The organism is Flavobacterium cheonanense (genome assembly GCF_039539185.1).
Lineage (GTDB): Bacteria > Bacteroidota > Bacteroidia > Flavobacteriales > Flavobacteriaceae > Flavobacterium > Flavobacterium cheonanense.
Genome location: NZ_BAABCT010000002.1, coordinates 425,992 through 452,353, shown reverse-complemented (window position 1 = coordinate 452,353; position 26,362 = coordinate 425,992). Strand labels below are relative to the sequence as shown.

The following is a 26,362-nucleotide window of genomic DNA, read 5'->3' as shown; positions in this document are numbered from 1 at the left end:
AATGTCAACATTTATTAAAGAAATACACATCCGTTGGGCAGATTTAGACCCAAATTTTCACGTGCTTCACAGCGCCTATTATGATTTTGGAGCACAACATCGTGTTGAAATTCTAGAACAATTAGGAATGTCAATGCGTATTATGCAAGAACAACATTTTGGACCAATATTGTTTCGTGAAGAATGTGTTTTTAGAAGAGAAATGCGAATGAATCAAAAGGTTTTTATCAGCACAAAAGTGGGTAAAATAAAAGAAGATGCTTCGCGATGGACCCTTATTCACGAATTTAAAAACGACAAAGACGAATTGCTAGCAACCATTACTGTAGATGGTGCTTGGATGGATACTAAACTAAGAAAAATTGCAAATCCAACACCTCAAATTGCAATTGATGTCATGAATTTAATACCAAAATCTGATAATTTTTTACAATTATAAAATCACAAAATGGAAGCAAAATTTAAAATTTGGGAAACCAGCAGAAAAATTTATTTAAAAATTATTGAGAACTATTCATTAGAACAATTGAATAAAATTCCAGAAGGTTTTAGTAATAATTTGGCTTGGAATTTAGGACATATTATTGTTTCGCAACAAGGTTTGGTATATCGACTTTCGGGTTTGCCAATGAATATTTCACCCGAAATGATGGAAAAATATAAAAATGGGTCAAAACCAACTGCTACAACCCAAGAAGAAATAAATGAATTGAAAGTTTTATTATTTTCATTGTTAGAAAAAACCAAAGAAGATTATGCTAATGGAAAATTCACTTCTTATAACGAATTCACAACTGGAACAGGATTTCATTTAGCAAACATAAAAGATGCCATGGAGTTTAATAATTATCATGAAGGAATTCATTTGGGTTTTATGATGAATATTAGAAAATTTATTTAATTTAAAATACCTTTGTAAAAATATTATTATAATGAAATTCAATACTAAAGTAATACATGGTGGTCAACACCACGAAAAAGTAACCGGAGCTGTAATGACTCCTGTTTTTCAAACTTCAACTTATGCACAAACAAGCCCAGGAATTCCTGTAGGTGATTATGAATATAGTCGTGCAGCAAATCCAACGCGTCAAGCTTTAGAAGACGCTTTGGCTTCTATAGAAAATGGAGCTAGAGGTTTAGCATTTGCATCAGGATTAGCAGCAACAGATTGTTTATTAAGAATGTTCAAAGCAGGTGACGAAATCATTGCAATGGACGATTTATATGGTGGAACCTATAGATTATTTACACGTTTATATAAAGATAGCGGTATCAAATTTCACTTCGTTGATATGAATGATTTTGATAAATTTCAATCCTTGATTAATGAAAACACAAAGTTAGTATGGGTTGAAACACCAACAAATCCATTAATGAAATTAGCTGATATTGCAGAAATTGCTAAAATCACTAAAAAGCACAATATCCTTTTTGCAGTTGATAACACTTTTGCAACGCCTTACTTACAAAAACCTTTAGATTTAGGAGCTGATATTGTAATGCACTCAGCTACAAAATATCTTGGTGGACATTCGGATGTTATTGCTGGTGCTTTGATTATTAAAGATAAAGCATTAGGTGACGAATTACACTTCAAACAATTTGCAACCGGAGGAACACTTGGACCAATGGATAGTTATTTGGTTTTAAGAGGAATTAAAACATTACACTTAAGAGTTCAAAGACATTGTGAAAACGGAATGAAAGTGGCCGAATTTTTAAGCAATCATCCAGAAGTAGCTAAGGTTTATTATCCTGGATTACCTGATCATCCATTCCATGATATTGCTAAAAAACAAATGAGTGGTTTTGGCGGAATGGTTTCATTCACCTTCACATCAGGAAGAAAAGAAGATGCAATTTCCTTTTTAGAAAAACTTAAAGTTTTCACTTTAGCAGAATCTTTAGGTGGAGTAGAAAGTTTAGCGAATCATCCGGCATTAATGACACATGCATCAATTCCAGAAGATAAACGTCTTGAAGTTGGAATCACTGATGACTTAGTAAGATTAAGCACAGGTGTTGAAGATGTAGATGATTTACTTGCCGATTTAGAACAAGCATTCAGATAAAAACAAAAAACCCGATTCAATACAATGAATCGGGTTTTTTTATTTCTGTTTAAATTATATTAATTTAAATAATAGATGTATCCAAAGTTTAACCAAACATTCCAATCGTTTGCTCTATTTTCAAGATAAACTTTTGGATCTGGACTTAAACCATCAACCCAGTTTGAAAAGTAGTATTGAAATCTCAAATCTACCATTAAATCTGAAAGTTCAGTTAATTTATATCTTGTTCCTACACTTGAAACTACCGACCATGTTGTTCCTCCTTTTACATCGAAAGCATCAATATATTTTATTGGAGTAACTGTTGGTAATTGACCTAAACCAGGACCTAAACTCGATTCCGCAGTTGGCTTAAAGAAACTAAATTGACCACCAAGACTTACGAATGGTGCCCAACTCCCAATATTTGCTGTAAAATCCCTAATGCTGAAAGGGAAGAATTCTAATTGCATTCCAATATTTGTTACTGCAGTACTTCCTTGCATTGCTCTTAATTGTCTTGCCGTTAAAGAAGTTTTTTTGTCTGCAACCCATTGACCGAAATGTTGAAGGTTGGTTTTGTTGTAAGATAATTCACTTCTTAATTTAAAGTGATCATTGAAATAAGTCTCAGGAGTATAACAATTACATTCCGCTTTGTATGAAAAGTTTAGATAATGGATTAATCCAATACCAAAACCAGTATTTCCTGCATTTGTAGAAATATCGTTTCGCTCTCCATAGTCAGACTGAAATGCTACAGGTCCCATAATACCACCAATTTCATGGGAGAAACCAAACTGAGCTTGTGCCTTGTTGGTTACACCAAACAAAAGCAATAAAGTGACAATATAATACTTGGTCATTTTCATACAGATTAATTCAATTCTCGACAAATATATAAAAACATCATTCACTAATAAAATAAAATAAAAAAATACTTGTATATCTACGAAAAAAAGCAGAAATAGTTTTAAAACAGGTCATTAATTTCACATATCATTAAAAAATCTTAACAAAAAGATAAAAATTATGAGAATTTAAAAAAAATTGTGCCATTATTTTTATAAAATGTATATTTGTCGAATATTACGAAAACGTTTTCTTAAACATTAATATTATATTTTATGTCACAAAGTATCAACAACTTTATTGAAGCGGTTGCTAAAAGAAACCCTAACGAGCCTGAATTTATGCAAGCTGTTAAGGAAGTTGCCGAAACAGTAATTCCTTTTATTGAAGAGAATAAAAAATACGAAGGCAAAATGCTTTTGGAAAGAATGGTTGAACCAGAAAGAGTAATCATGTTCAGAGTAACTTGGATTGATGACGCTGGTAAAACTCAAGTAAACAGAGGTTACAGAATTCAGATGAACTCTGCAATTGGTCCTTACAAAGGAGGAATTCGTTTTCATCCATCTGTAAATTTAAGTATTTTAAAATTTTTAGCTTTTGAGCAAACTTTCAAAAATAGTTTAACAACTTTACCAATGGGTGGAGGAAAAGGTGGTGCAGATTTTGATCCAAAAGGAAAATCTGATATTGAAATCATGAGATTCTGTCAAGCATTTATGACGGAATTATCTAAACATATTGGTGCTGATACTGACGTTCCAGCCGGAGACATCGGAGTTGGTGGAAGAGAAGTTGGCTACATGTTTGGTCAATATAAAAGATTAAGAAATGAGTTTACAGGAGTTTTAACTGGTAAAGGAATTTCTTTCGGTGGTTCATTAATCCGTCCAGAAGCTACAGGATATGGTGATGTATATTTTGCACAAAGTATGCTTGCCACTAAAGGTGATAGTTTCGCTGGAAAAACAGTTGTTGTTTCAGGTTCTGGAAATGTAGCTCAATATGCTACAGAAAAAGCTACTCAATTAGGTGGAAAAGTTGTAACAATGTCTGATTCTTCAGGTTATATCTATGATGCAGACGGAATTACAGCAGAAAAATTAGCTTATGTAATGGAAATTAAAAACGTAAACTACGGAAGAATTTCTGATTATGTAACTAAATATCCAGACGCAACTTTCGTAGCCGGAAAACGTCCTTGGGAAGTAAAATGTGATGTTGCTTTACCATGTGCTACTCAAAACGAGTTGAACGAAGAAGAAGCTAAAACATTAGTAGCAAACGGATGTATTTGTGTTGCTGAAGGTGCAAACATGCCTTCAACTCCAGAAGCAATGCATGTTTTCCAAAATGCTAAAATATTATTTGCTCCAGGAAAAGCTTCAAACGCAGGTGGTGTTGCAACTTCTGGTCTTGAAATGTCTCAAAACTCTTTACGTTTAAGTTGGACTTCAGAAGAAGTTGATGAAAGGCTTAAAGGAATTATGGCGAATATTCACGCGGCTTGTGTGAAATATGGTTCAGATGCTAATGGTTATGTTGACTATGTTAAAGGTGCAAATATTGCTGGATTCGTAAAAGTTGCAGACGCAATGTTAGCGCAAGGAATTGTGTAATTAAAACACTTTCAAATTTATATAAACCTTCTCTCTTAATTGGGAGAAGGTTTTTTATTGATATATATGAAATTACAATTAAATACGTTTATAGTATATTTGTATTTATAAATTGCAATTTACCAAATGATAAAGAGATTTGTTCAAATATTATTTTTAGTACTATTCGTAAATAGCTTTGCTCAAAACAATCCGCAATGGCAAGGTTATTTCTCCTACAACAAAATAACAGATATTAGTCAAGGACAAGATAAAATATATGCATCTTCAGAGATTGCTGTTTTTTCTAAAAATTTAGCCACTAACGATTTAGCCACAACCACATCTATTGATGGACTTAAAGCAGAAACAATTACAGCAATTCATCATAGCGAAAGTTTTAATAAAACACTTGTTGGAAACCAAAATGGATTACTTTTAGTAATGAATCCAGATGGCAAAATTGTTTTCAAAAACGGAATAGTAGTCGAAGTACCAGTTTCACCTTTTCTAAAAAAAATCAATCATTTCTTAGAGCACAACGGTAAAGTTTACATATCATGCGATTATGGAATTTCAGTTTTTGATTTAACTTCAATGGAGTTTGGCGATACTTATTACATCGGAAATAATGGGCAACAAGTAAAAGTATACCAAACAACAATTTTAAACGGAGAAATTTTTGCCGTGACCGATATACATGGGATAAAAAAAGCATCTCTTTCAAATCCTAATTTGGTAGATTATAATCAATGGCAACTATTTGATGGCGGTTTTTGGAACGGAATTACAACTATTCAAAACAAACTTGTTGGAATGAACACCAATGCTAGGCTCTACAAGCATAATGGAACTATCTTCGAAGAGTTTTTTATAATGAATCAAAGTGGGTTAGATATAAGAACTAATGACGATTTTTTAATTGTAACAAATCAGAATTATATTTATATTTTCAATGCTGCTTTGCAACAAACAGTAACTATTAATAGTAATCAATATACTTTAGCAACAGTTTCCTTTAGTTGCGCAACGGTAGCTGATAATCAAATTTTCATCGGAACAAATGAAAAAGGACTACTAACATCCTCTTTATCTGCACCAACAACTTTTCAAGTGATAAAGCCAGATGGTCCAGACAGAAATAATATTTTTAGATTAAAACAAACATCAACAACTCTTTGGGCAACCTACGGTGGATATTCATTAACTTACGATCCAACATTACTTGAAGAAGGAATAAGCAAATATTCAAGACAAACAGGTTGGAGCAAAATACCTTTTAGTGAATTGTTTGGCGCAACCTCTTTGTCTGATATTATGACTAACCCAAAAAATGAAAATGAAGTTTATGTGTGCTCTTTTCATAATGGTTTACTTAAAATAAAAGATGATGTAATCACTTTTTACAATCAAAATAGTGCACCACCAAACGGACCTGAGAACCAACAGTTAGTTACACCATTGTATGTTTCAGTAAGAATTAATGGAGGTGCATTTGATAGTAAAGGCAGTCTTTGGTTATCAAATTCATTAGTTTTTAAAGGACTAAAAGCATTGAAAAGTGATGGGACTTGGATATCACCCAGTGATTGGCAAAATCAATTAGCATCAGTAACTGAAGAAAGATATTCCAAATTAGCTATAGATAAAAACGACACCAAATGGGTGCCTTCCTACAGAGGAAACGGATTGATTGCATTTAATGAAAATTATGCAAATAAATTTATTAGAATAAGAACAGGAACCGATGGTAATTTACCGATAAATGATGTTAGAGCTGTTGCAATAGATAATAGAAATCAAGTTTGGATCGGAACAGCAAGAGGATTAAGATACATTCCTTCTGCAGATTCTTTTATTAGTGAAACAGAAATCGAATCAAAACCAATTATTATTTTAGAAGATGATTTGGCTCAAGAATTGTTTTATGAGCAATTTATTATGGATATTGCTGTTGATGGCGCCAATAGAAAATGGATTTCGATTGCTGAGTCTGGAGTATATTTAGTTTCGCCTAATGGTCAGGAAACAATTTATAAATTCACAAAAGAAAATTCGCCACTTCCAAGTAATAATGTAAACGATATTGAAATTGATAGTTTTACAGGAGAAGTCTTTTTTGCAACAGATAAAGGATTAGTTTCTTTTAAAGGGACAGCCACAAGATCAAGTGATGATTTAAGTAATGTTTATGCTTATCCCAACCCAGTGAGACCAGGTTTTTCAGGAACAGTTAAGATATCAGGTTTAACTAATAAAGCAGTTGTTAAAATCACTGACATTGAAGGAAATTTAGTCTATGAAACTACTTCAGAAGGAGGTACAATAGAATGGGATACTACAGCTTTCGGAAAACACAAAGTAGCTTCAGGTGTGTATATGATTTTAGTTTCTGCAGAAGATGGAATAGATACAATCGTTAAAAAAGTAATGATTATCAGGTAATGTTAGTCAAAACTAAAGCAATCGTTCTTTCATCCATAAAATATCAAGAAAAATGCTTGATTGTTAAATGTTTTACACAAAGCGACGGATTAAAAAGTTACTTCGTGCAAAGTGCTTATTCTGGAAAAAAATCAAATCAAAAAATCGCTTATTTTCAACCTTTAACTATTCTTGAAATTGAAGCCAATCACAAGAATAAAGGTACTTTAGAGCATTTTAAAGAAATAAAACTAGCCACAGCTTATCAAACCATAAATACCGATATTGTAAAAAGTACTATTGTAATTTTCTTGTCAGAGATGTTACACCATAGCATTCACGAAGAAGAAAAAAATGAAGATTTATTTACCTTTCTTGAAACGGCTTTAATTTGGTTAGATACACACGAAGAAACCTCCAATTTTCATCTAATTTTACTTTTAGAAACAACAAAATTTTTAGGTTTTTATCCGGATAATTCCGAAACGGATTTCAATTTTTTTGAAATGGTTGATGGCATTTTTTCACCTTTTCAAGGAACAAATTGCCTTAACGAACATGAAACATTTCTTTTCAAAAAACTAATCAACTTAAAATTTGATTCCGACCAAAAGGTTTTCGCAGGAATTGAACGTCAAATACTTCTAAAAATCTTATTAGATTACTATTCCATTCACCTTGATGGATTTAAAAAACCAAAATCTTTAGACGTATTAAAGGAGGTTTTTTCTTGATACAGATTTATTTCGATAAAAATTCATAAAAAACTTCTCAAAATATTGATAAGAAAAATGCGAAATGCAAATAGTTATTATTAAAACAATAGCATTATAAACCACAATGATAACATAATTATTGAGACCAAGATTGGAAAAAAGTTTGACATAAATCAAGCCAATCAATTGGATAACAATTGCATGGTAAACATAAATTCCATAAGAAATTTTACCCAAATAAGTTGTAACACGATGGTTTAAAATGAAATAAGGTTTATTGCTCAATACTCCAATTACTAAACAAAACAGCAACATACTGAAAAGATTATAGTTGCTAGATGAAAATAAATTCACAAAATAATTAGTTGTAAAATAGAGGATAAAACTAAGTAAAGAAATATATATAACTAATTTATTATTAAGTAGTTGTGGGTTTTTTAATAATAGAATCGAAATGATACCACTAGAAGTAAAATAAAAAAATAGCATAGTGTATTTATATAAAATATTTCCTTCAATAGTAAAATATATCGTAAAGAAAACAATGGTAAAAACCAATAAAAATAGAATTATTTTTCTTACAGGCAAAAACAATAATACTGGAGCAATAAACAAATAAAATTGTTCCTCAACACCTATAGACCAAAGAATTTCTATAATTCCACCAGGATTGTATAAAGCGGCAAAAACATTTGGCATAAAGAATATTGAAAGCAACAATCCTTCATATAAATTATAATTAGTATTGAATCCACCAGTGAAACCAAATTTTGGAAGAATATAATTGTAATAAGTCAATCCAAAAAGTAAAATCAAAAAGTAAAGCGGAAAAATTCGTAAAGCTCTTCTAATGTAAAAGTTTTTTAGCGAAATGGTGTTTGTTGTTTCCTTTTCAAGATAAAGTTGCCTTATAATTAAAAATCCGCTTAATGAAAAAAATACACAAACGGCTTCATAACCTTTGTGAAATAGTGATAATGAATTGTAAAATGGAATATCATGCTTACTACAAAATTCAGAAATATGGTAAATCATTACAAAAACTGCTAAAAAGAATCGTAGTCCTGTAATATTTGGTATTCTTTCCATTTGGAATTCAATTAAAAATTTAAATAGTTTACAAATGTGCAATTAATAAATTAATGATGCAAAGTCAAATTAAGTAAAATCCACAATCTAAAAACATTTTTAAAGGAAGTTTTTGCATAAAAGATAAATTTAGACATTCTTTCTTGTACAATCGCAAAAACTCATAACTCATAACTCATAACTCACAACTATTTATTACTTTCGCAAACTGATTTAAGATTACGACAAAATGAGCACAAAATTTACTGAATACAAAGGACTTGACTTGCCAACAGTAGCATCAGAAGTTCTTGATTTTTGGAAGAAAAACAACGTTTTTGAACAAAGTGTAACTTCGCGTGAAGGTGCAACTCCTTATGTGTTTTTTGAAGGTCCACCTTCTGCAAACGGATTACCTGGAATTCATCACGTGATGGCTCGTGCAATTAAAGATATTTTTTGTCGCTATAAAACTCAAAAAGGTTTTCAAGTAAAGCGTAAAGCAGGTTGGGATACTCACGGTTTGCCAGTAGAACTTGGAACTGAAAAAGAATTAGGAATCACTAAAGAAGACATCGGGAAAACCATTTCGGTAGAAGAATACAACGAAGCGTGTAAGCGAACTGTGATGCGTTATACCGACGTATGGAACGATTTGACCGAAAAAATGGGTTATTGGGTTGATATGGAAGATCCATATGTGACTTACAAATCCAAATATATGGAAACTGTTTGGTGGTTGTTGAAACAAATTTACAACAAAGACCTATTATACAAAGGTTACACCATTCAACCGTATTCTCCAAAAGCTGGAACTGGATTATCTTCGCACGAAGTTAACCAACCAGGAAGTTACAGAGATGTTACGGATACAACAGTTGTAGCACAATTCAAAACGAAAGTAGAAACGTTACCGAGCTTTTTACAAGGTTTTGGAGACATCCACATATTGGCTTGGACGACAACACCTTGGACTTTACCATCAAATACTGCTTTGACAGTTGGTCCAAAAATAGATTATGTTTTGGTGGAAACATTCAACCAATACACTTTTCGTCCAACTAAAGTAATTTTAGCTAAAAACCTTGTCGGAAAACAATTCGGAAAGGGATTTTTTGCTTCTGTTGAACCGTCTGATTTTGAAAATTTCAAAGAAGGTGATAAAAACATTCCATACCAAATCTTGGCTGAATGCAAAGGTGCTGATTTAGTGGGAATTCGTTACGAGCAATTGATGCCATTGGCTTTGCCATATCAAAATCCTGAAAATGCTTTCAGAGTAATTTCTGGTGATTTCGTAACTACAGAAGATGGAACTGGAATTGTACACACGGCTCCAACTTTTGGTGCAGATGATGCTAAAGTGGCTAAAGAAGCAACACCAGAAGTTCCACCAATGTTGGTTTTAGACGAAAATGGGAACCCTGTTCCTTTGGTTGATTTACAAGGAAAATTCATTCAAGGTTTAGGAAATTATTCTGGAAAATACGTTAAAAATGAATATTACAACGATGGCGAAGCTCCAGAGCGCTCTGCCGATGTTGAAATTGCCATACAATTAAAAGAAGAAAATAAGGCTTTCAAAGTTGAGAAATATGTTCACAGTTACCCACATTGTTGGAGAACGGATAAGCCAATTTTATATTATCCATTAGATTCATGGTTCATCAAAGTAACCGAAATCAAGGATAGAATGTTCGATTTGAACGAAACTATCAACTGGAAACCAAAAGCAACTGGTGAAGGTCGTTTCGGAAATTGGTTGAAAAATGCCAACGATTGGAACTTATCGCGTTCAAGATATTGGGGAATTCCATTGCCAATTTGGAGAACAGAAGATGGAACGGAAGAAATGCTAATTGGTTCTGTAGAAGAATTGTATTCTGAAATTGAAAAATCTATCGCGGCTGGTTTCCAAAAAGAAAATCCGTTCAAAGGTTTTGTGGTTGGAAATATGAGTGAAGAAAATTATGATTTAGTTGATTTACACAAAAATGTAGTTGATAACATCGTTTTGGTTTCGCCATCAGGAAAATTGATGAAACGAGAAAGCGACTTGATTGACGTTTGGTTTGATTCAGGTGCGATGCCTTATGCGCAAAGGCATTATCCATTTGAAAACAAAGATTTAATTGACAAAAACAAAGCATTTCCTGCCGATTTTATTGCAGAAGGTGTTGACCAAACTCGTGGTTGGTTTTATACTTTACATGCAATCGGAACTTTAGTTTTTGATAAAATTGCGTATAAAAATGTAGTTTCAAACGGTTTAGTTCTAGACAAAAATGGACAAAAAATGTCGAAACGTCTAGGAAATGCCGTTGATCCATTCACAACTTTGGCAGAATATGGTCCGGATGCAACTCGTTGGTATATGATATCCAATGCCAATCCTTGGGATAACTTGAAATTTGATATCGAAGGTGTTGCAGAAGTTCGTAGAAAATTCTTCGGAACATTATATAATACATATTCGTTCTTTAGTTTGTACGCTAATATCGATGGTTTCAAATATGCAGAAGCTGAAATTCCATTAAACGAAAGACCTGAAATCGATCGTTGGATTTTATCTGAATTACACACTTTGATAAAAACGGTAGATGAAGCTTACGCAGATTATGAGCCAACAAAAGCTGCAAGAGCCATTTCTGATTTTGTTCAAGAAAATTTAAGTAACTGGTACGTTCGTTTGTGCAGAAGAAGATTCTGGAAAGGCGAATACGGAACAGATAAAATCGCAGCTTATCAAACGCTTTATACTTGTTTGTTGAATGTGGCTAAACTTTCGGCTCCAATAGCGCCATTTTTTATGGACAAATTATATATCGATTTAGTTAATGCAACTGGAAGCGAGAGTTTTACTAGTGTTCACTTGGCAAATTTCCCTGTTTCGGTTGAAAACTTTGTTGATAAATCGTTAGAGAGCAAAATGATGAAAGCGCAAACAGTTTCGTCTTTAGTTTTATCACTTCGTAAAAAGGAAATGATAAAAGTACGTCAACCGTTGCAAAAGGTTATGATTCCTATACTTGACGAGACGCAGCGTGCTGAAATCGAGGCAGTTTCTGACCTAATAAAAGCCGAAGTAAACGTCAAAGAAATCGAACTTTTAGACGATGCATCAGGTGTTTTAGTGAAGCAAATTAAGCCAAATTTCAAAGCTTTAGGACCACGTTTTGGTAAGGATATGGGATTGATTTCTAGCGAGATACAAAAATTTTCACAAGAACAAATCAACGAAATTGATGCTAAAGGTGAGCTATCGCTTGTTATTTCAGGAAAAAGTATAATTTTAACATCCCAAGATGTAGAAATATCTTCACAAGATATTCCAGGTTGGTTGGTTGCAAATTCTAACGGAATTACAGTTGCTTTAGACATCAAAATTTCTGAAGAACTAAAACAAGAAGGAATTGCAAGAGAATTAGTAAACAGAATTCAAAATATCAGAAAAGATTCTGGATTTGAAGTAACAGATAAAATTAAAGTTCAAATTCAACGTAATGGCGAACTAGAACAAGCAATAAAGAATAACGAAAGCTATATCAAAGACGAAACATTAACAGAAGAATTAAATTTTACTGATAATTTAGAAAGTGGTATAGAAATTGAGTTTGATGATATAAAAACAAAAATATTAATTTCAAAATAGTATACAGATGGTTGAAGAAATGATGCGATACTCTGATGCTGATTTAGCAGAGTTCAAAGAAATTATCCTTGCAAAAATTGAAAAAGCACAAACGGATTTAGAATTAATCAAAAGTGCTTATATGAATGATTTAAATAATGGTACAGACGACACGTCACCAACATTCAAAGCATTTGAAGAAGGAAGTGAAACCATGAGTAAAGAAGCGAATTCACAATTAGCGATTCGCCAAGAAAAGTTTATTCGTGACCTTAAAAATGCACTTTTCCGTGTTGAAAACAAAACCTATGGCGTTTGTAAAGTTACCGGAAAATTAATCGGAAAAGAAAGATTAAAAATCGTTCCTCATGCAACAATGAGTATTGAGGCTAAGAATTTACAACGATAAAAAAATTAATAACGTACCAAATAGGTACGTTATTTTTTATTAAAATACTATGAAAAATTTAATTCTATTTGTTCTTTTAGTTCCTATATTATGTAATGCAAAATTTTATTCAGGAACAGTTACTATGAGTGATAATTCCTTAAAAAAAGGATTTATAGAAATACCTGAATTTCCTGATGATACTAAATTAAAGTATCGAGTTGAAGAAAAAGGGAAAACAGAAAAATTAGAAATAAATTCAGTTAAAGGATTTGAAATCACCAATGATAAAAACGAAACGATCAAATTTATTACAATTTACACTGCCTACCAAGGAAGTAATAAGTTAAACATCGATAAAAAAAAATCTTGGGCTAGTATTGTTAAGGAAGGTAAAATTAATTTATATAGAACATACACTTCAGGAACTTCAGGTACAATGGGAGTACCAGGATCTGGTAGTTCAGGTGGTTTTACATATTATATAAATAGACCAAATGATGAATATATAATTTACATTGATGAAAGTGATGGAGGAGGTCTTAATTTTTGCGGTAACTGTTTTGCTCAATTAAAAAAAACGCTTGCAAAAATTTTCGAAAATGATTGCCCGAAATTAGCTGATTTAGTTGACAAACAAGACTTAAAGAAAAATGGTTATGTTCGTATAGTAGAATTGTATGAACAAAATTGTGGCAACTAAAATTGAAGCTAAAATATTTATAACACTCCTAGAGAGGTTTTTTTATAGAAAATAATACTATTTTTGCACCACAAAAACCAAAAAATGAAACTTAGGCACGCAGCACTTATCATTATCCTGATATTAATTGTAGATCAATTCTCAAAAGTATATGTAAAAACCAATTTCTATTATGGAGAATCATATCCTGTTTTAAGTTGGTTTAATATTACTTTTATTGAAAATGAAGGAATGGCTTGGGGAACAAAAATACCAGGTGAATATGGCAAATTATTTTTAACTTTATTTAGAATTCTAGCTGTTGGTGGTATTGCATATTGGTTATGGGATTCAATAGAAAAAGAAAAATCTAAATTTTTAATTACTTCAATCTCTTTAATATTTGCTGGCGCTTTGGGTAATATAATTGATTCTGTTTTATACGGAGTTATGTTTGAAGAAAGTACAAGATATCATCTTGCTAAGTATTTCTCAGGAGAACATTATGGAGAATGGTTTCATGGAAGAGTAGTAGATATGTTTGAATTTCCTATTTGGGAAGGGAAATTACCTAATTGGATTCCTGTATGGGGTGGAAATGATTTTAGATTTTTTAATGCAATTTTCAACGTTGCAGATTTTGCAATTTCTGTTGGGGTAGGAATATTAATTTTCTTTAATAAAAGAGCATTTGCTCTTGCAAAACTTCCACCTAATGTTAAGTTTTCTAATAAATTAGATGACGATGCAATCTAGAAAAAATATAGTTTATTTGGTGTAACACAAAAATCTAATTGAATATCATTTTCTGAAATCTCGTCAATTTTATCTTCTGTTTCAAAAAAAGACAATCCTATTTTAATAGTATCTGGTTTGCATTGAGATAAAAATTTATCGTAAAATCCTTTGCCATAACCAACTCGATTTCCTTTTACATCAAATGCTAGAAGAGGAACAAAAACCACATCAATTTTAGTTACAGGAACTTCTAAGCCATCAACTGGTTCCGGAATATTATATTCATTTTTCTTGAATTTGGTGTTGTCCGTAAGAAGATAATGTGTCATTTCCAAAGTATTAAAATCACTTTTAGAAACCACAATTTCTTTATCTTTTCCAGCTAAAATTTGAAGAATGAATTCCGTATCAATTTCTTTTTGTTCTTCAATTGATAGGAATAAATGATAATAAGTTTTATCCCAAACACCCAACTGCAATAATCGATTAGCGATAGCCAAACTTTTACCTTCAATTGCTTCTGGAGTTAAACCTTGTCTTAATTCTTTATATTTTTTTCTTAATTCCTTTTTTAACATGAGGTAAAAGTAAAAAAATACAATTTGCTTTGTGAAGAATTTAAAGTTAAATTTGTTTGAAGAAAAATTTCAGTAATCTATTTTCTTTACTCTTTACTCTATTTTCTTAAAAAATGAATAATCCATCTTTAGAACTTCAAATACAAACCTTGCCAGACAACCCTGGAGTATATCAGTATTATGATAAAGAGGATAAAATTCTATATGTAGGAAAAGCCAAAAATCTTAAAAAACGTGTTTCTTCCTATTTCAACAAAGTTCACGATAACGGAAAAACGAATGTGTTGGTTCGCAAAATTGTTACCATAAAACATATTGTAGTTTCGTCTGAACAAGATGCACTTTTGTTAGAGAATAATTTGATTAAAAAACTCCAACCAAGATACAATGTTTTATTGCGTGACGATAAAACTTACCCATGGATTTGTATCAAAAAAGAACCATTTCCAAGAATTTTTCCAACTCGTAGAATGATAAAAGATGGTTCTGAGTATTTTGGACCTTATACCAACTTTAAAACGGTAAATACGATTTTGGATTTAGTAAAAGAGTTGTATCCATTGCGAACTTGCAACTTTGATTTGTCATCTCAAAATATTGAAAAAGGCAAATTTAAAGTGTGTTTAGAATTTCATATTGGAAATTGCAAAGGCGGATGTGAAGGATACGAAACAGCTGAACATTATCAAATTCAAGTCAACGCCATTCGTGAAATATTGAAAGGAAATTTCAAAGAAAGTTTGAAGGATTTCAAATCCAAAATGCAAGAATTTGCAACCAATATGCAATTTGAAGAAGCGCAACAAATCAAAGAAAAAATAGAAGTTCTCGAAAACTATCAATCGCGTTCAACAGTTTTAAATCCGAAGATTTCCAATATCGATGTGTTTTCCATTATTTCTGATGAAACTATGGCTTATGTCAACTTTTTGCAAATTGCTCATGGCGCAATAATTCGTTCGCATACTTTAGAATTAAAGAAAAAATTAGACGAAACCGACGAAGAACTTTTAGAATTGGCAGTTGTCGAACTTCGTGAGCGTTTTCATTTGACTTCCAAAGAAATTGTTTTGCCTTTTGCATTGAATTTAGGCGAGAATATAAAGATTACCGTTCCACAACTCGGCGACAAAAAGCATATTTTAGAATTATCCGAAAGAAATGCCAAATATTACCGTTTAGATCAATTAAAACAAATTCAAATTGTAGATCCAGAACGTCACACTAATCGAATTATGGCGCAAATGCAAAAAGATTTACGTCTTTCTGTAGAGCCACGACATATCGAATGTTTTGATAATTCCAATATTCAAGGAACTAATCCTGTTGCAGCTTGCGTGGTTTTTAAAGACGGAAAACCATCCAAAAAAGATTATCGTCATTTCAATATAAAAACCGTAGAAGGACCAAACGATTTCGCATCAATGGAAGAAGTCGTTTACCGAAGATATAAACGTCTTTTAGACGAAAACCAGCCTTTGCCTCAACTAATTATTATTGACGGAGGAAAAGGGCAACTTTCATCAGCATTAAAAAGTATCGATGATTTAGGTTTACGTGGAAAAATTGCCATCATCGGAATTGCAAAACGATTGGAAGAACTTTTTTATCCTGGAGATTCAGTTCCATTATATCTTGACAAAAAATCGGAAACGCTAAAAGTTATACAGTTTTTACGTAACGAAGCACATCGATTCGGAATTACTTTTCATCGTGACAAACGAAGCAAATCGGCATTAAATTCATCTATTGAAACCATTCCTGGAATAGGCGAAAAAACTATGCTTACATTAATAAAACATTTCAAAAGTGTTAAAAGATTGAAATTAGCTTCAGAAAAAGAAATTTCTGACGTAGTTGGTGTATCTAAATCCAAAAAAATTATCGAATTTTACAAAAAAGAATAAGTTTTTCAAATTTTGAGAAAATGATTAATCAAAAATTTAAATCTAGAATTATTTTGAGAAAGGTATTCGCACTTTCTTTATTTTCTATTTTCTATTTTCTATTTTCTCAAAATTGCTACTCACAAGATTCCATTCAAAGAAAAAAGATAGGTTTGGTCTTAACCGGTGGAGGAGCAAAAGGATTTGCCCATATCGGAGTTTTAAAAGTGCTAGAAAAAGCTGGAGTCAAAATAGATTATATTGGAGGAACAAGTATGGGCGCTGTAGTTGGAGGATTATATGCTACAGGATATAGTGCTATGCAAATAGATTCCATATTTCACGATACAAATTTTGATCAACTTTTAAAAGATTACATACCAAGGTCTTCAAAGAGTTTTTATGAAAAGCGTAATGATGAGCTCTACGCTATTTCATTACCATTCAATAAATTCAGTTTGGGAGTTCCAATAGCACTTTCAAAAGGAATGTATAATTATAATTTACTCACAAAGCTTACTCATTCAGTAAGGCATATTAGAGATTTTAATAAACTTCCAATTCCTTTTTTATGTATTGCAACTGATATAGAAACTGGTGAACAATTAGTTCTAGATAAAGGATATTTAGCTCAAGCACTTTTAGCCAGTTCGGCTTTTCCAACATTGTTTTCTCCTTTAGAAATAGATGGAAAAATGTTAATAGATGGAGGTGTAACTAATAATTACCCAATTGATGAGGTAAAAAAAATGGGAGCTGATATCATTATTGGTGTTGATGTTCAAGACGGATTAAAAGGAAGAAATTCATTGAAAGAAGCTACAAAGATTTTGGTTCAAATTTCAAATCTTCAGATGATTGAAGGAATGAAAGAGAAGATAAAAAAAACAGATATCTACATAAAACCAGATATTAAAGATTATACAGTAATTACCTTCGATAAAGGCCAAGAAATTATTCAAAAAGGAGAAGATGCAGCGTTAAAGGTATTTGATCAATTAAAAAAGTTAAGTTCTGAATCATTAAGTTATAAACCGCAAAAATTAAATGTAACTAAAGACAGTCTTACTATTAAGAGAATAACAATCAATACTCTTAAAGATTACACCCATGCTTATGTAATAGGTAAGCTTGGTTTTAAAAGAGGAAATAAGATTAGTTATGATCAGTTAAAAACAGGAATCAATACTCTTGATGCAACAGGAAATTTTAGCGCTATTAACTACCAAATCAATGAATTAACAAATGGTGATGACATTAATTTAAATTTAATCGAGAACAAGAATAAAACGTTTTTAAAATTCGGATTACATTATGATGACTTATATAAAAGTGCCGTTTTAGTTAATCTAACACAGAAAAAACTCTTTTTAAGAAACGACGTTTTAGCAATAGATTTAGGACTTGGAGATAATTTCAGATACAACCTTAATTATTATATCGATAATGGATTTTATTTTAGTTTTGGTTTTAAATCTCAATTTAATCAATTCAATAAAAATGTTTCAACAGACTTTAATGATGGTAATCTTTTTTCTCAATACGGAATTAATTCCTTAAACGTAGATTTTTCTGATATTACAAATCAAGCCTATGTCCAAACAATATTTGCACAAAAGTTTTTAATAGGAGCTGGATTAGAATTAAAACATTTAAAAATTAGATCAAAAACCCTAGAAAGCAATAACACAATTTTTGAAAACAGCAATTATGCAAGCGCTTTCGGATATTTAAAATATGATTCTTTTGACAATAAATTTTTCCCTAAAAAAGGATGGTTTTTTGAAGGAGATTTGCAAACCTATATGTATTCTAGTAATTATACAAATCAATTCAATAAATTCTCAATTTTAAAAGGAGAAGCCGGAATTACCAGAACTTTTTATAAAATATTTAATTTAAGACTCCAATCTGAGGCTGGTTTCTCTTTCGGAGAAGATAGTGTTCATTTCTTAGATTTTGTTTTAGGAGGATATGGATTTAATACAATAAATAATTTCAAACATTTTTATGGTTACGATTTTTTAAGTATCGCAGCAGATAGCTATATAAAATCGTTAGCTACAATTGATGTAGAGTTCTTAAAGAAAAATCACATTAATTTTTCTGCAAACTATGCCAATGTTGAAAATAAATTATTCAGTTCAGGTAATTGGCTTTCAACACCAAGATACTCTGGATATGCAGTTGGATACGGACTTGAAACTGTTTTAGGACCAATTGAAATTAAATATTCTTGGTCACCAGAATTACCCAAAGGATTTACTTGGATTAATGTAGGATTTTGGTTTTAAATCTATAATTTTTCTATTTTCGTAAAATTATTAAACAAAAAAAGTATATTTGAACACAATAAACTAAAAAACTACATTATGTCTATTTGGAGAGTTAAACCCGTATCTGCTTTTGAAGCCGATATGAAAAAGAGTGAATTAAAGAAAGTTTTAGGAAAATGGAGTCTTACGGCAATAGGTGTAGGAGCTATCATTGGTGGTGGAATCTTTGTTTTAACAGGAACAGGAGCTTATTATCATGCAGGTCCAGCTTTAGCATTATCTTTTATTATTGCAGGAATTGCCTGTGTTTTTGCTGCGCTTTGTTATTCTGAATTTGCATCTATTTTACCAGTTGAAGGTTCGGCTTATGCTTATGCTTATGGAACAATAGGTGAAATTTTCGCATGGATTATAGGATGGGGTTTAATACTAGAATACGCGATGGGATCTATGACTGTAGCTGTATCTTGGTCAGGTTATTTCAATAAATTATTAAAAATGTTTGGAATAAAGCTGCCCGAATGGTTAACAACTGACCCAAGTAGTTATACAGGAGAAGGTTTTTCAATGAATTTACCAGCTTTTTTAATAGTTCTTTTTGTTATTTCAATTTTAATTAAAGGAACACAAAGCGCTGCAAAAGCAAATAACTTAATTGTTATTCTTAAGGTATCTGCAATCATATTCGTTATAATTGCAGGAGCTTTTTTTATCAATCCAGAAAATTGGTCTCCATTTATTCCAGATGCTACTCAAATTATAGACAAGAATACGACTCATGAAGCATATGGAATTGGAGGTATTGTATCAGGTGCCGCTGCAATTTTCTTTGCTTACGTAGGTTTTGATGCTGTTTCGACACAAGCCGGTGAAGCAAAGAATCCAAAGAAAGATGTCCCTTTTGCAATTATAGCTTCTTTATTAATTTGTACATTGTTGTATATTTTAGTTTCACTTGTACTAACTGGTATGATGAATTATAAAGATTTTAATCCACTTGGGAAATATCCAGATGCAATAAAAGCTCCTGTAGCTTATGCTTTTGATATAGCTGGACAAGCTTGGGCTGGATACATTATAACAATTGCAGCAACAGTTGGTTTGATATCGGTGTTAATGGTAATGATTATGGGACAATCAAGAATTTTTCTTGGAATGTCAAAAGATGGTCTAATTCCACAAGTATTTTCTAAAGTTAATCCTATTTCAGGAACACCTAAAACAAATCTTATGATTTTAGGCGCGGTTATAGCGACAGTAGCTGCTTTTACGCCAATAAATAAGTTGGCTGATATGACGAGTTTCGGAACCTTGTTTGCATTTACAATGGTATGTGTAGCTGTTTGGATGTTAAGAATTAAGCAACCTAATATAGAAAGAACTTTTAAGGTTCCGGCATTACCTGTGATAGCAATATGTGGTATTTGTATTAATACTTATTTAATGATTAATCTTAGTAAGGATGCACAATTATTATCTTTAGGATGGTTGTTAATAGGTGTAATTGTTTATTTCTTATATGGTAAAAGAAATGCAAAACTTGGAAAACAAGAAAATGTAGAATAAAAAAAAGCCACTTTTTAGTGGCTTTTTTTTATTTTTTCCGATATTTGTTAAATGAAAAAATGGGACAACTTATTAATCCATTTAAAATTCCTCATCAAGAGAAATCCTGAGTGAGTGAAATTCTTTTTGAGTGTTAACGAAAGTTATAAACTTTCCTACTTTAAACTTTAAAACAAAAAGAAAATGCCATTTTATCACAAACTTGGAAATATCCCACCAAAACGTCATACACAATTCCGAAAACCAAACGGAGATTTGTATTATGAACAGCTTTTTGGAACCGTTGGTTTTGACGGAATGTCAACCAATTCCTATCACGAGCAACGTCCAACACAAGTAAAAGAAATTCGTTCTCAATATAGTGTTGCGCCAACTATTGCCAAGTCAAACAATATCCAATCTTATAAATTAAGAGGTTTTGAAGTTGCGCCACAAGACGACTTTTTAGAAAGTCGCAAAATAGTATTGACTAATTCCGATTGTCATATTGTTTTAGCAGCTCCAAGAAAATCAACAACCGATTATTTTTATAAAAATACCGATTCTGATGAAATGATTTTCATTCATCAAGGATCAGGAAAACTAAGAACCATTTATGGTAATTTAGATTTCAAATACGGTGATTATCTTATCATTCCAAGAGGGATTATCTACAAAATCGATTTTGATACTGAAGAGAATAGATTGTTTATTGTTGAATCGCATTCTCCAATTTACACTCCAAAACAATACAGAAATTGGTTCGGACAGTTACTTGAACATTCTCCCTATTGCGAAAGGGATATTCGTCGTCCGTATGAATTAGAAACCAATAATGAAGTTGGAGATTTCATAATCAAAGTTAAAAAGAAAGACGAAATTTTCGAAATGGTATATGCAACTCACCCATTTGATGTAGTTGGTTACGATGGTTTTAATTACCCTTATGCACTTTCTATACATGATTTTGAACCAATAACCGGACGAATTCATCTTCCGCCACCAGTTCATCAAACATTTGAAACATCTGCTTTTGTTGTTTGTTCTTTTGTTCCGAGACTATACGATTATCATCCTTTGTCAATTCCAGCGCCATATAATCATAGTAATATTGATGCCGATGAGGTTTTGTATTATGTAGATGGCGATTTTATGAGCAGAAATGATGTAAAACCAGGAAATATTTCGCTACATCCAGCAGGAATTCCGCACGGACCACACCCAGGAGCAGCAGAAAGAAGTATCGGGAAAAAAGAAACACTAGAGTTAGCTGTTATGGTCGATACTTTCAAACCTTTAATGGTTACAGAAGAGGCTATGAAAATTGCTGATGAAACCTACTTTCTATCTTGGTTAGATAAATAATTATAAATTTTAGAAAGTATCTTTTGAATAAAGTTGAATCTTAAATTCACATTACTTTCATCTTAATACAAAACAAAAATGAGTAAAGAAGTAAAATCCGTAGAATACGGACTAGAAAAAATATTCAGTGGAGCACAAGATTTTCTTCCACTATTAGGAACAGATTATGTTGAATTTTACGTTGGAAACGCAAAACAATCAGCACATTATTACAAAACAGCCTTCGGATTTCAATCGCACGCTTACCGAGGATTGGAAACAGGTTCAAAAGATTCTGTAAGTTATGTTCTTAAACAAGACAAAATTCGTTTGGTTCTAACAACTCCGTTAAACAGTAGCTCACCAATTAATGATCATTTGCGCAAGCATGGTGATGGTGTAAAAGTAATAGCACTTTGGGTAGAAGATGCAAAATCAGCTTGGGAAGAAACAACAAAACGTGGAGCTGTTTCTTTCATGGAACCAATTATTGAAAAAGACGAACATGGAGAAGTGGTTCGTTCAGGAATTTACACTTATGGTGAAACGGTTCACATATTTGTAGAAAGAAAAAACTATAATGGTGCATTTTTACCAGGTTTCGTTGAATGGAAATCTGAATATAATCCAGAACCACTCGGACTAAAATATATTGACCATATGGTTGGAAATGTGGGATGGAATCAAATGAACCAATGGGTAAAATGGTATGAAGACGTGATGGGATTTGAAAATTTCTTGTCTTTTGATGATACTCAAATTCACACCGAATATTCAGCTTTAATGAGTAAAGTAATGAGTAACGGTAACGGAAGAATTAAATTTCCTATCAACGAACCGGCAAAAGGAAACAAAAAATCACAAATTGAAGAATATTTGGACTTTTATGAAGATTCTGGTGTTCAGCATCTAGCAGTGGCAACGGATGATATTATAAAAACGGTTGCTGGATTAAAAGCTCGAGGAGTAGAATTTCTACCTCCACCTCCACAAGCATATTATGACGATATTCCAAATCGATTGGGTGTTCATAGAGACATGATGAAAGAAGATATCAAAGAATTGCAAAGACTTTCGATTTTAGTTGATGCGGATGAAGATGGTTATCTTTTACAAATATTTACCAAACCAGTTGAAGACAGACCAACCTTATTTTTTGAAATCATTCAAAGAATGGGTGCAACCGGATTTGGAGCAGGTAACTTCAAAGCTCTTTTTGAGTCAATAGAAAGAGAACAAGCTTTGAGAGGAACTCTATAAAAGTTAAAAATTATTAAACAATCATCAAATTACAACGTTATAGTAGTGTTGTTTTTGTCAAATAAATGTTAAAGTTTGTTTTTCATTGAGAATAATTCAAAAACAGTCTTATCTTTGTACTCACAAAACGAAAAGGAGTGGTTTCCTTACTAGTTTTATATAAGTTTTTCATAATTTATAGTTTTTTGGTTGGTTAATAGCATAAAAACTCCGTCAATATTTGACGGAGTTTTTTTGTTTTAATACATTTGGAACAGAAATTGTATTACAGTTATAAAATCAATTAAAAAGTATTTTAAAATGAAAAAGATAATTATACTAGCACTTCTTTTTTTAACTGTGAGTTTTGATTCTCAAAGGTCATCAGCATTTGATGTAGGAGAATGGTTTAAATTTAGAATTCATTATGGATTAGTGACTGCAGGTTATGCTACACTTGAAGTAAAAGAAGCTACAAAAAATAACAAGAAAGTTTTTCATGCTATTGGTCGCGGATATACAACAGGAATGTCAAAATGGTTTTTTAAAGTTGATGATAACTACGAGTCTTATTTTGACAAAGTTACAGGGAAACCATATCATTTTATAAGAAAAATTGATGAGGGAGGCTATACAAAAAACCAAGAAGGCTTTTTTAATCAAGATAAAAATACTATCTTAGTAAAAGATTATAAAAATGATACTAACAAAACATTTACTACGCCAGAAAATGTTCAAGATATAGTTTCAACCTTTTATTATTTAAGGAATCATCCAAATGTTGACAAACTAAAAGTAGGAGAATCGATTGCTATAGATATGTTTTTTGATGACGAAACAACAAAATTTAAGTTAAAATTCATAGGAAGAGAAGATTTAGACAGTAAATTTGGTAAAGTTCCTTGCATGATTTTTAGACCATTAGTGCAGTCAGGTAGAGTTTTTAAAGAGCAAGAAAGTTTAACCGTTTGGATTTCAGACGATGAAAATAAGCTTCCTATTAGAATAAAAGCTAGTTTAGCTGTTGGATCACTAAAGGCAGATTTAGAATCTTTCAAAGGATTAGCAAATCCATTTACAATAAAAGTAAAAAAATGAACACAGAAACAACTCATTTAATTGAGGAATTAGAAAAGAAATTTGATGCGATAAATCAAAAAACTGATACCCATTTAGAAGGTTTACTTTGGTCAAAACCAATTACTTATTGGGATTATATTCAAACAGATGCTTTATTGAATTTACAAACTCAAAGAACCATTTTGCCAGACGAAATGGTTTTTATTATGTATCATCAAGTCAATGAGTTATTGTTCAAAATGATTCTTTGGGAAATAAAACAAGTTTGTCATTGCGAAAAACTTGAAACTAAATTTTTTGCCGAAAGACTTACTAGAATAAGTAGATATTTCGATATGTTAACGACTTCATTTGATATTATGGGAGACGGTATGGAAGTAGAACAATACATGAAATTTAGAAATACTTTAACTCCTGCAAGTGGTTTTCAATCAGCACAATATCGATTAATTGAATTTTCTTCAACCGATTTAATTAATTTAATTGATTATCGTTTTAGAGCAACAATTGATAGAAACACACCATATTCTCATGCATTTGAACACTTATATTGGCAAGCTGCAGGAAAAGATTATCATACAGGCGAAAAGTCATATTTAATTCTAGAATTTGAACGAAAATATAAAGACGAGTTTCTGCGTTATATGGAAGAATATAACACGATAAATATTTGGCAAAAATTCAAAGAGTTACCAGAAAATGATCAGAAAAACCCAGATTTGGTTGCTGCTATGCGTCATTATGACAAAACCGTAAACATTACTTGGGTAATGGGACATTTGAATGCAGCCAAAAAATATATTGAAAGTGGGCATGGTTCAGGAGAAGCAACTGGAGGTAGTGATTGGAAAAAATACATGCACCCAAAATACCAAAGAAGAATTTTCTTTCCAGAATTATGGAGTGAAAGTGAATTGAAAAATTGGGGAGAAGATTGTTAAAATAAAAGACTCATATTGAGAAAAATAGCGTTATTTTTAATTGTTTTATTTTCATTATATTCTTGTAAAAATACACAAGAAGAATTTGTTATTGAAGATATAGAACCCTATAAACCAATAGTTGATTACGGATTTCATTTTGATCAATTTAATGTTCATTTCGACACCATTGATAGACAAGATACTTTTGAGAAAATTTTAAAAAAGCAAAATCTTAATGGAAAAAAAGCTTCTGAAATTTTAAAAATTATTAAAGATTCTTTTCCAACAAGCGTTGTATTTAAAAGGCCTTATGTTTGTTTACGTTCAAAAGATAAATATAACAAACTTCAATATTTAATTTATCAACCCAATAGAATAGATTATTATTTAGTTGATTTGACAGATTCTGTTGTTGGGTTTAAAAAATCTAGACCTTTAACTTTTAAAGTAAGAACTGTCGCAGGAGAATTGACAGGACCACTCACAAAAACTTTAAGAGATTTAAAAATTGACCCAACATTATCTGGAAAACTAACAAAAGTTTTTGCTTGGTCTATTGACTTTTTCAAATCTAAAAAAGGAGATAAATTTGCTCTTAGTTTTACAGAGAGGTATATAAATGACACTATTTATGATGGTGTAGATAGTTTAAGAGCAGCATTTTTTGAATATAAAGGAGAGAAAATTTATGCCTTTCCATTTATTCAAGAAAGAGGCGGAAAAGTTGATTATTATAATGATCAAGGAAAAGCCCTAAAGAACTTTTTCCTAAAAGCACCATTAAAATTCGTTCACATTACTTCAAAGTTTTCAAAAAACAGATTCCATCCTGTTCAGTTGAAATGGAAACCTCATAAAGGAACCGATTATGCTGCACCAACAGGAACGCCAATTATGACAACAGCTGCTGGAGTTGTAGAACAAGCAGGATATACTGCTGGTAATGGTAATTTTGTAAAAGTAAAACACGACAAAACTTATGCAACTCAATATTTACACATGTCAAGAATTCTTGTAAGAAGAGGACAAAGAGTAAAACAAGGTGAAGTAATTGGTAAAGTTGGTAGCACAGGCTTGGCATCTGGACCTCATGTATGTTATCGTTTCTGGAAAAATGGTGTTCAGGTTGATGCTTTAAAATTAAAACTTCCAAATTCACAACCAATGGAAAGTAGAAACCTTCCAAGATTCAAAGAACAAATAAGACCACTCAAGAGAGCTTTGGATAGTGTTGCAGAAATAAAGTTTAATAAATAAATTTTTTAACAAACTCTTTTTATCAACTACAACGTTTGCATAGCTCTTTATGTGAACAAATTTATTTTCATATAACTTTA

21 protein-coding genes are annotated in these 26,362 nt (G+C 31.5%); 18 read left to right on the top strand and 3 right to left on the bottom strand.

What is annotated here, in order from left to right; all coding sequences use genetic code 11:
* The first annotated feature begins 1 nt into the window (after position 1).
* The 3 genes from ABD766_RS05470 to ABD766_RS05460 are packed head-to-tail and all read left to right on the top strand — an operon-like array spanning position 2 to position 2,075.
* A complete protein-coding gene (locus ABD766_RS05470; RefSeq protein ID WP_344815722.1) occupies positions 2-439 on the top strand; it encodes an acyl-CoA thioesterase in 438 nt (145 codons plus the stop codon).
* A 9-nt stretch (positions 440-448) separates the two neighbouring features.
* Positions 449-901: a DinB family protein gene (locus ABD766_RS05465; protein ID WP_344815721.1), complete on the top strand. Its 453-nt coding sequence runs from the start codon at positions 449-451 to the stop codon at positions 899-901.
* A gap of 31 nt (positions 902-932) precedes the next feature.
* Entirely contained in the window at positions 933-2,075 is a 1,143-nt protein-coding gene (locus ABD766_RS05460) for a cystathionine gamma-synthase (protein WP_344815720.1), read from the top strand.
* Between the two features lie 59 nt (positions 2,076-2,134).
* On the opposite strand, the gene ABD766_RS05455 is transcribed toward ABD766_RS05460, so the two are convergent.
* Positions 2,135-2,923 carry a THC0290_0291 family protein gene (locus ABD766_RS05455; RefSeq protein ID WP_344815719.1) on the bottom strand — a complete coding sequence of 263 codons (789 nt, stop codon included), beginning with the start codon at positions 2,921-2,923 and terminating at the stop codon, positions 2,135-2,137.
* Positions 2,924-3,184: 261 nt separating this feature from the next.
* On the opposite strand from ABD766_RS05455, the gene gdhA reads away from it, so the two are divergent.
* The 3 genes from gdhA (at position 3,185) to recO (ending at position 7,665) form a co-directional block, all read left to right on the top strand.
* A complete protein-coding gene (gdhA, locus tag ABD766_RS05450; protein WP_344815718.1) occupies positions 3,185-4,528 on the top strand; it encodes an NADP-specific glutamate dehydrogenase in 1,344 nt (447 codons plus the stop codon).
* Positions 4,529-4,654: 126 nt separating this feature from the next.
* Positions 4,655-6,952, top strand: coding sequence for a type IX secretion system anionic LPS delivery protein PorZ (gene porZ, locus ABD766_RS05445; RefSeq protein WP_344815717.1), 2,298 nt, complete (start codon positions 4,655-4,657; stop codon positions 6,950-6,952).
* The gene (recO, locus tag ABD766_RS05440) at positions 6,952-7,665 is read left to right on the top strand and encodes a DNA repair protein RecO (protein ID WP_344815716.1); all 714 of its coding nucleotides are present in this window, start codon (positions 6,952-6,954) and stop codon (positions 7,663-7,665) included. Before porZ ends, recO begins: the two co-directional genes overlap by 1 nt.
* Here the strand turns inward: recO and ABD766_RS05435 are convergent.
* Positions 7,645-8,736: an acyltransferase family protein gene (locus tag ABD766_RS05435; RefSeq protein WP_344815715.1), complete on the bottom strand. Its 1,092-nt coding sequence runs from the start codon at positions 8,734-8,736 to the stop codon at positions 7,645-7,647. The genes recO and ABD766_RS05435 overlap by 21 nt on opposite strands.
* A 229-nt stretch (positions 8,737-8,965) precedes the next feature.
* Between ABD766_RS05435 and ileS the strand changes: the two genes are divergently transcribed.
* From ileS to ABD766_RS05415, 4 genes are all read left to right on the top strand, one after another.
* Complete coding sequence (ileS, locus tag ABD766_RS05430; RefSeq protein ID WP_344815714.1) at positions 8,966-12,367, top strand: isoleucine--tRNA ligase; 3,402 nt, start codon at positions 8,966-8,968, stop codon at positions 12,365-12,367.
* Between the two features lie 7 nt (positions 12,368-12,374).
* The gene (locus ABD766_RS05425; RefSeq protein ID WP_298303451.1) at positions 12,375-12,755 is read left to right on the top strand and encodes a TraR/DksA family transcriptional regulator; all 381 of its coding nucleotides are present in this window, start codon (positions 12,375-12,377) and stop codon (positions 12,753-12,755) included.
* A gap of 49 nt (positions 12,756-12,804) precedes the next feature.
* The gene (locus ABD766_RS05420) at positions 12,805-13,437 is read left to right on the top strand and encodes a hypothetical protein (protein ID WP_298303452.1); all 633 of its coding nucleotides are present in this window, start codon (positions 12,805-12,807) and stop codon (positions 13,435-13,437) included.
* Positions 13,438-13,521: 84 nt separating this feature from the next.
* On the top strand, positions 13,522-14,172 hold the full coding sequence (locus tag ABD766_RS05415) for a lipoprotein signal peptidase (protein ID WP_344815713.1): 651 nt from the start codon (positions 13,522-13,524) through the stop codon (positions 14,170-14,172).
* On the opposite strand, the gene ABD766_RS05410 is transcribed toward ABD766_RS05415, so the two are convergent.
* Positions 14,169-14,732 carry a 5-formyltetrahydrofolate cyclo-ligase gene (locus ABD766_RS05410; protein ID WP_344815712.1) on the bottom strand — a complete coding sequence of 188 codons (564 nt, stop codon included), beginning with the start codon at positions 14,730-14,732 and terminating at the stop codon, positions 14,169-14,171. The genes ABD766_RS05415 and ABD766_RS05410 overlap by 4 nt on opposite strands.
* Before the next feature lie 113 nt (positions 14,733-14,845).
* Here ABD766_RS05410 and uvrC point away from each other — a divergent pair, with 113 nt between their 5' ends.
* From uvrC to ABD766_RS05370, 8 genes are all read left to right on the top strand, one after another.
* Positions 14,846-16,639 carry an excinuclease ABC subunit UvrC gene (gene uvrC / locus ABD766_RS05405; RefSeq protein WP_344815711.1) on the top strand — a complete coding sequence of 598 codons (1,794 nt, stop codon included), beginning with the start codon at positions 14,846-14,848 and terminating at the stop codon, positions 16,637-16,639.
* 20 nt (positions 16,640-16,659) lie between these two features.
* The gene (locus ABD766_RS05400; RefSeq protein WP_344815710.1) at positions 16,660-18,912 is read left to right on the top strand and encodes a patatin-like phospholipase family protein; all 2,253 of its coding nucleotides are present in this window, start codon (positions 16,660-16,662) and stop codon (positions 18,910-18,912) included.
* Between the two features lie 78 nt (positions 18,913-18,990).
* Complete coding sequence (locus tag ABD766_RS05395; protein WP_298303464.1) at positions 18,991-20,460, top strand: APC family permease; 1,470 nt, start codon at positions 18,991-18,993, stop codon at positions 20,458-20,460.
* Between the two features lie 183 nt (positions 20,461-20,643).
* Positions 20,644-21,804 (top strand): homogentisate 1,2-dioxygenase, encoded by a 1,161-nt coding sequence (locus tag ABD766_RS05390; protein WP_344815709.1) that lies wholly within the window; start codon positions 20,644-20,646, stop codon positions 21,802-21,804.
* 78 nt (positions 21,805-21,882) lie between these two features.
* The gene (gene hppD, locus ABD766_RS05385; protein ID WP_344815708.1) at positions 21,883-23,043 is read left to right on the top strand and encodes a 4-hydroxyphenylpyruvate dioxygenase; all 1,161 of its coding nucleotides are present in this window, start codon (positions 21,883-21,885) and stop codon (positions 23,041-23,043) included.
* A gap of 300 nt (positions 23,044-23,343) precedes the next feature.
* Positions 23,344-24,120: a DUF3108 domain-containing protein gene (locus tag ABD766_RS05380; RefSeq protein WP_344815707.1), complete on the top strand. Its 777-nt coding sequence runs from the start codon at positions 23,344-23,346 to the stop codon at positions 24,118-24,120.
* Complete coding sequence (locus tag ABD766_RS05375) at positions 24,117-25,043, top strand: tryptophan 2,3-dioxygenase family protein (RefSeq protein ID WP_344815706.1); 927 nt, start codon at positions 24,117-24,119, stop codon at positions 25,041-25,043. The genes ABD766_RS05380 and ABD766_RS05375 overlap by 4 nt, the downstream gene beginning before the upstream one ends.
* A gap of 15 nt (positions 25,044-25,058) precedes the next feature.
* Positions 25,059-26,282 (top strand): peptidoglycan DD-metalloendopeptidase family protein, encoded by a 1,224-nt coding sequence (locus ABD766_RS05370; protein WP_344815705.1) that lies wholly within the window; start codon positions 25,059-25,061, stop codon positions 26,280-26,282.
* The last annotated feature ends 80 nt before the right edge of the window (positions 26,283-26,362 follow it).

Bases quoted from the DNA above. Each gene is read 5' to 3' on its own strand.
- ABD766_RS05470 (WP_344815722.1), top strand. From the start codon at position 2: ATGTCAACATTTATTAAAGAAATACACATCCGTTGGGCAGATTTAGAC.
- ABD766_RS05465 (WP_344815721.1), top strand. From the start codon at position 449: ATGGAAGCAAAATTTAAAATTTGGGAAACCAGCAGAAAAATTTATTTA.
- ABD766_RS05460 (WP_344815720.1), top strand. From the start codon at position 933: ATGAAATTCAATACTAAAGTAATACATGGTGGTCAACACCACGAAAAA.
- ABD766_RS05455 (WP_344815719.1), bottom strand. From the start codon at position 2,923: ATGACCAAGTATTATATTGTCACTTTATTGCTTTTGTTTGGTGTAACC.
- gdhA (WP_344815718.1), top strand. From the start codon at position 3,185: ATGTCACAAAGTATCAACAACTTTATTGAAGCGGTTGCTAAAAGAAAC.
- porZ (WP_344815717.1), top strand. From the start codon at position 4,655: ATGATAAAGAGATTTGTTCAAATATTATTTTTAGTACTATTCGTAAAT.
- recO (WP_344815716.1), top strand. From the start codon at position 6,952: ATGTTAGTCAAAACTAAAGCAATCGTTCTTTCATCCATAAAATATCAA.
- ABD766_RS05435 (WP_344815715.1), bottom strand. From the start codon at position 8,736: ATGGAAAGAATACCAAATATTACAGGACTACGATTCTTTTTAGCAGTT.
- ileS (WP_344815714.1), top strand. From the start codon at position 8,966: ATGAGCACAAAATTTACTGAATACAAAGGACTTGACTTGCCAACAGTA.
- ABD766_RS05425 (WP_298303451.1), top strand. From the start codon at position 12,375: ATGGTTGAAGAAATGATGCGATACTCTGATGCTGATTTAGCAGAGTTC.
- ABD766_RS05420 (WP_298303452.1), top strand. From the start codon at position 12,805: ATGAAAAATTTAATTCTATTTGTTCTTTTAGTTCCTATATTATGTAAT.
- ABD766_RS05415 (WP_344815713.1), top strand. From the start codon at position 13,522: ATGAAACTTAGGCACGCAGCACTTATCATTATCCTGATATTAATTGTA.
- ABD766_RS05410 (WP_344815712.1), bottom strand. From the start codon at position 14,732: ATGTTAAAAAAGGAATTAAGAAAAAAATATAAAGAATTAAGACAAGGT.
- uvrC (WP_344815711.1), top strand. From the start codon at position 14,846: ATGAATAATCCATCTTTAGAACTTCAAATACAAACCTTGCCAGACAAC.
- ABD766_RS05400 (WP_344815710.1), top strand. From the start codon at position 16,660: ATGATTAATCAAAAATTTAAATCTAGAATTATTTTGAGAAAGGTATTC.
- ABD766_RS05395 (WP_298303464.1), top strand. From the start codon at position 18,991: ATGTCTATTTGGAGAGTTAAACCCGTATCTGCTTTTGAAGCCGATATG.
- ABD766_RS05390 (WP_344815709.1), top strand. From the start codon at position 20,644: ATGCCATTTTATCACAAACTTGGAAATATCCCACCAAAACGTCATACA.
- hppD (WP_344815708.1), top strand. From the start codon at position 21,883: ATGAGTAAAGAAGTAAAATCCGTAGAATACGGACTAGAAAAAATATTC.
- ABD766_RS05380 (WP_344815707.1), top strand. From the start codon at position 23,344: ATGAAAAAGATAATTATACTAGCACTTCTTTTTTTAACTGTGAGTTTT.
- ABD766_RS05375 (WP_344815706.1), top strand. From the start codon at position 24,117: ATGAACACAGAAACAACTCATTTAATTGAGGAATTAGAAAAGAAATTT.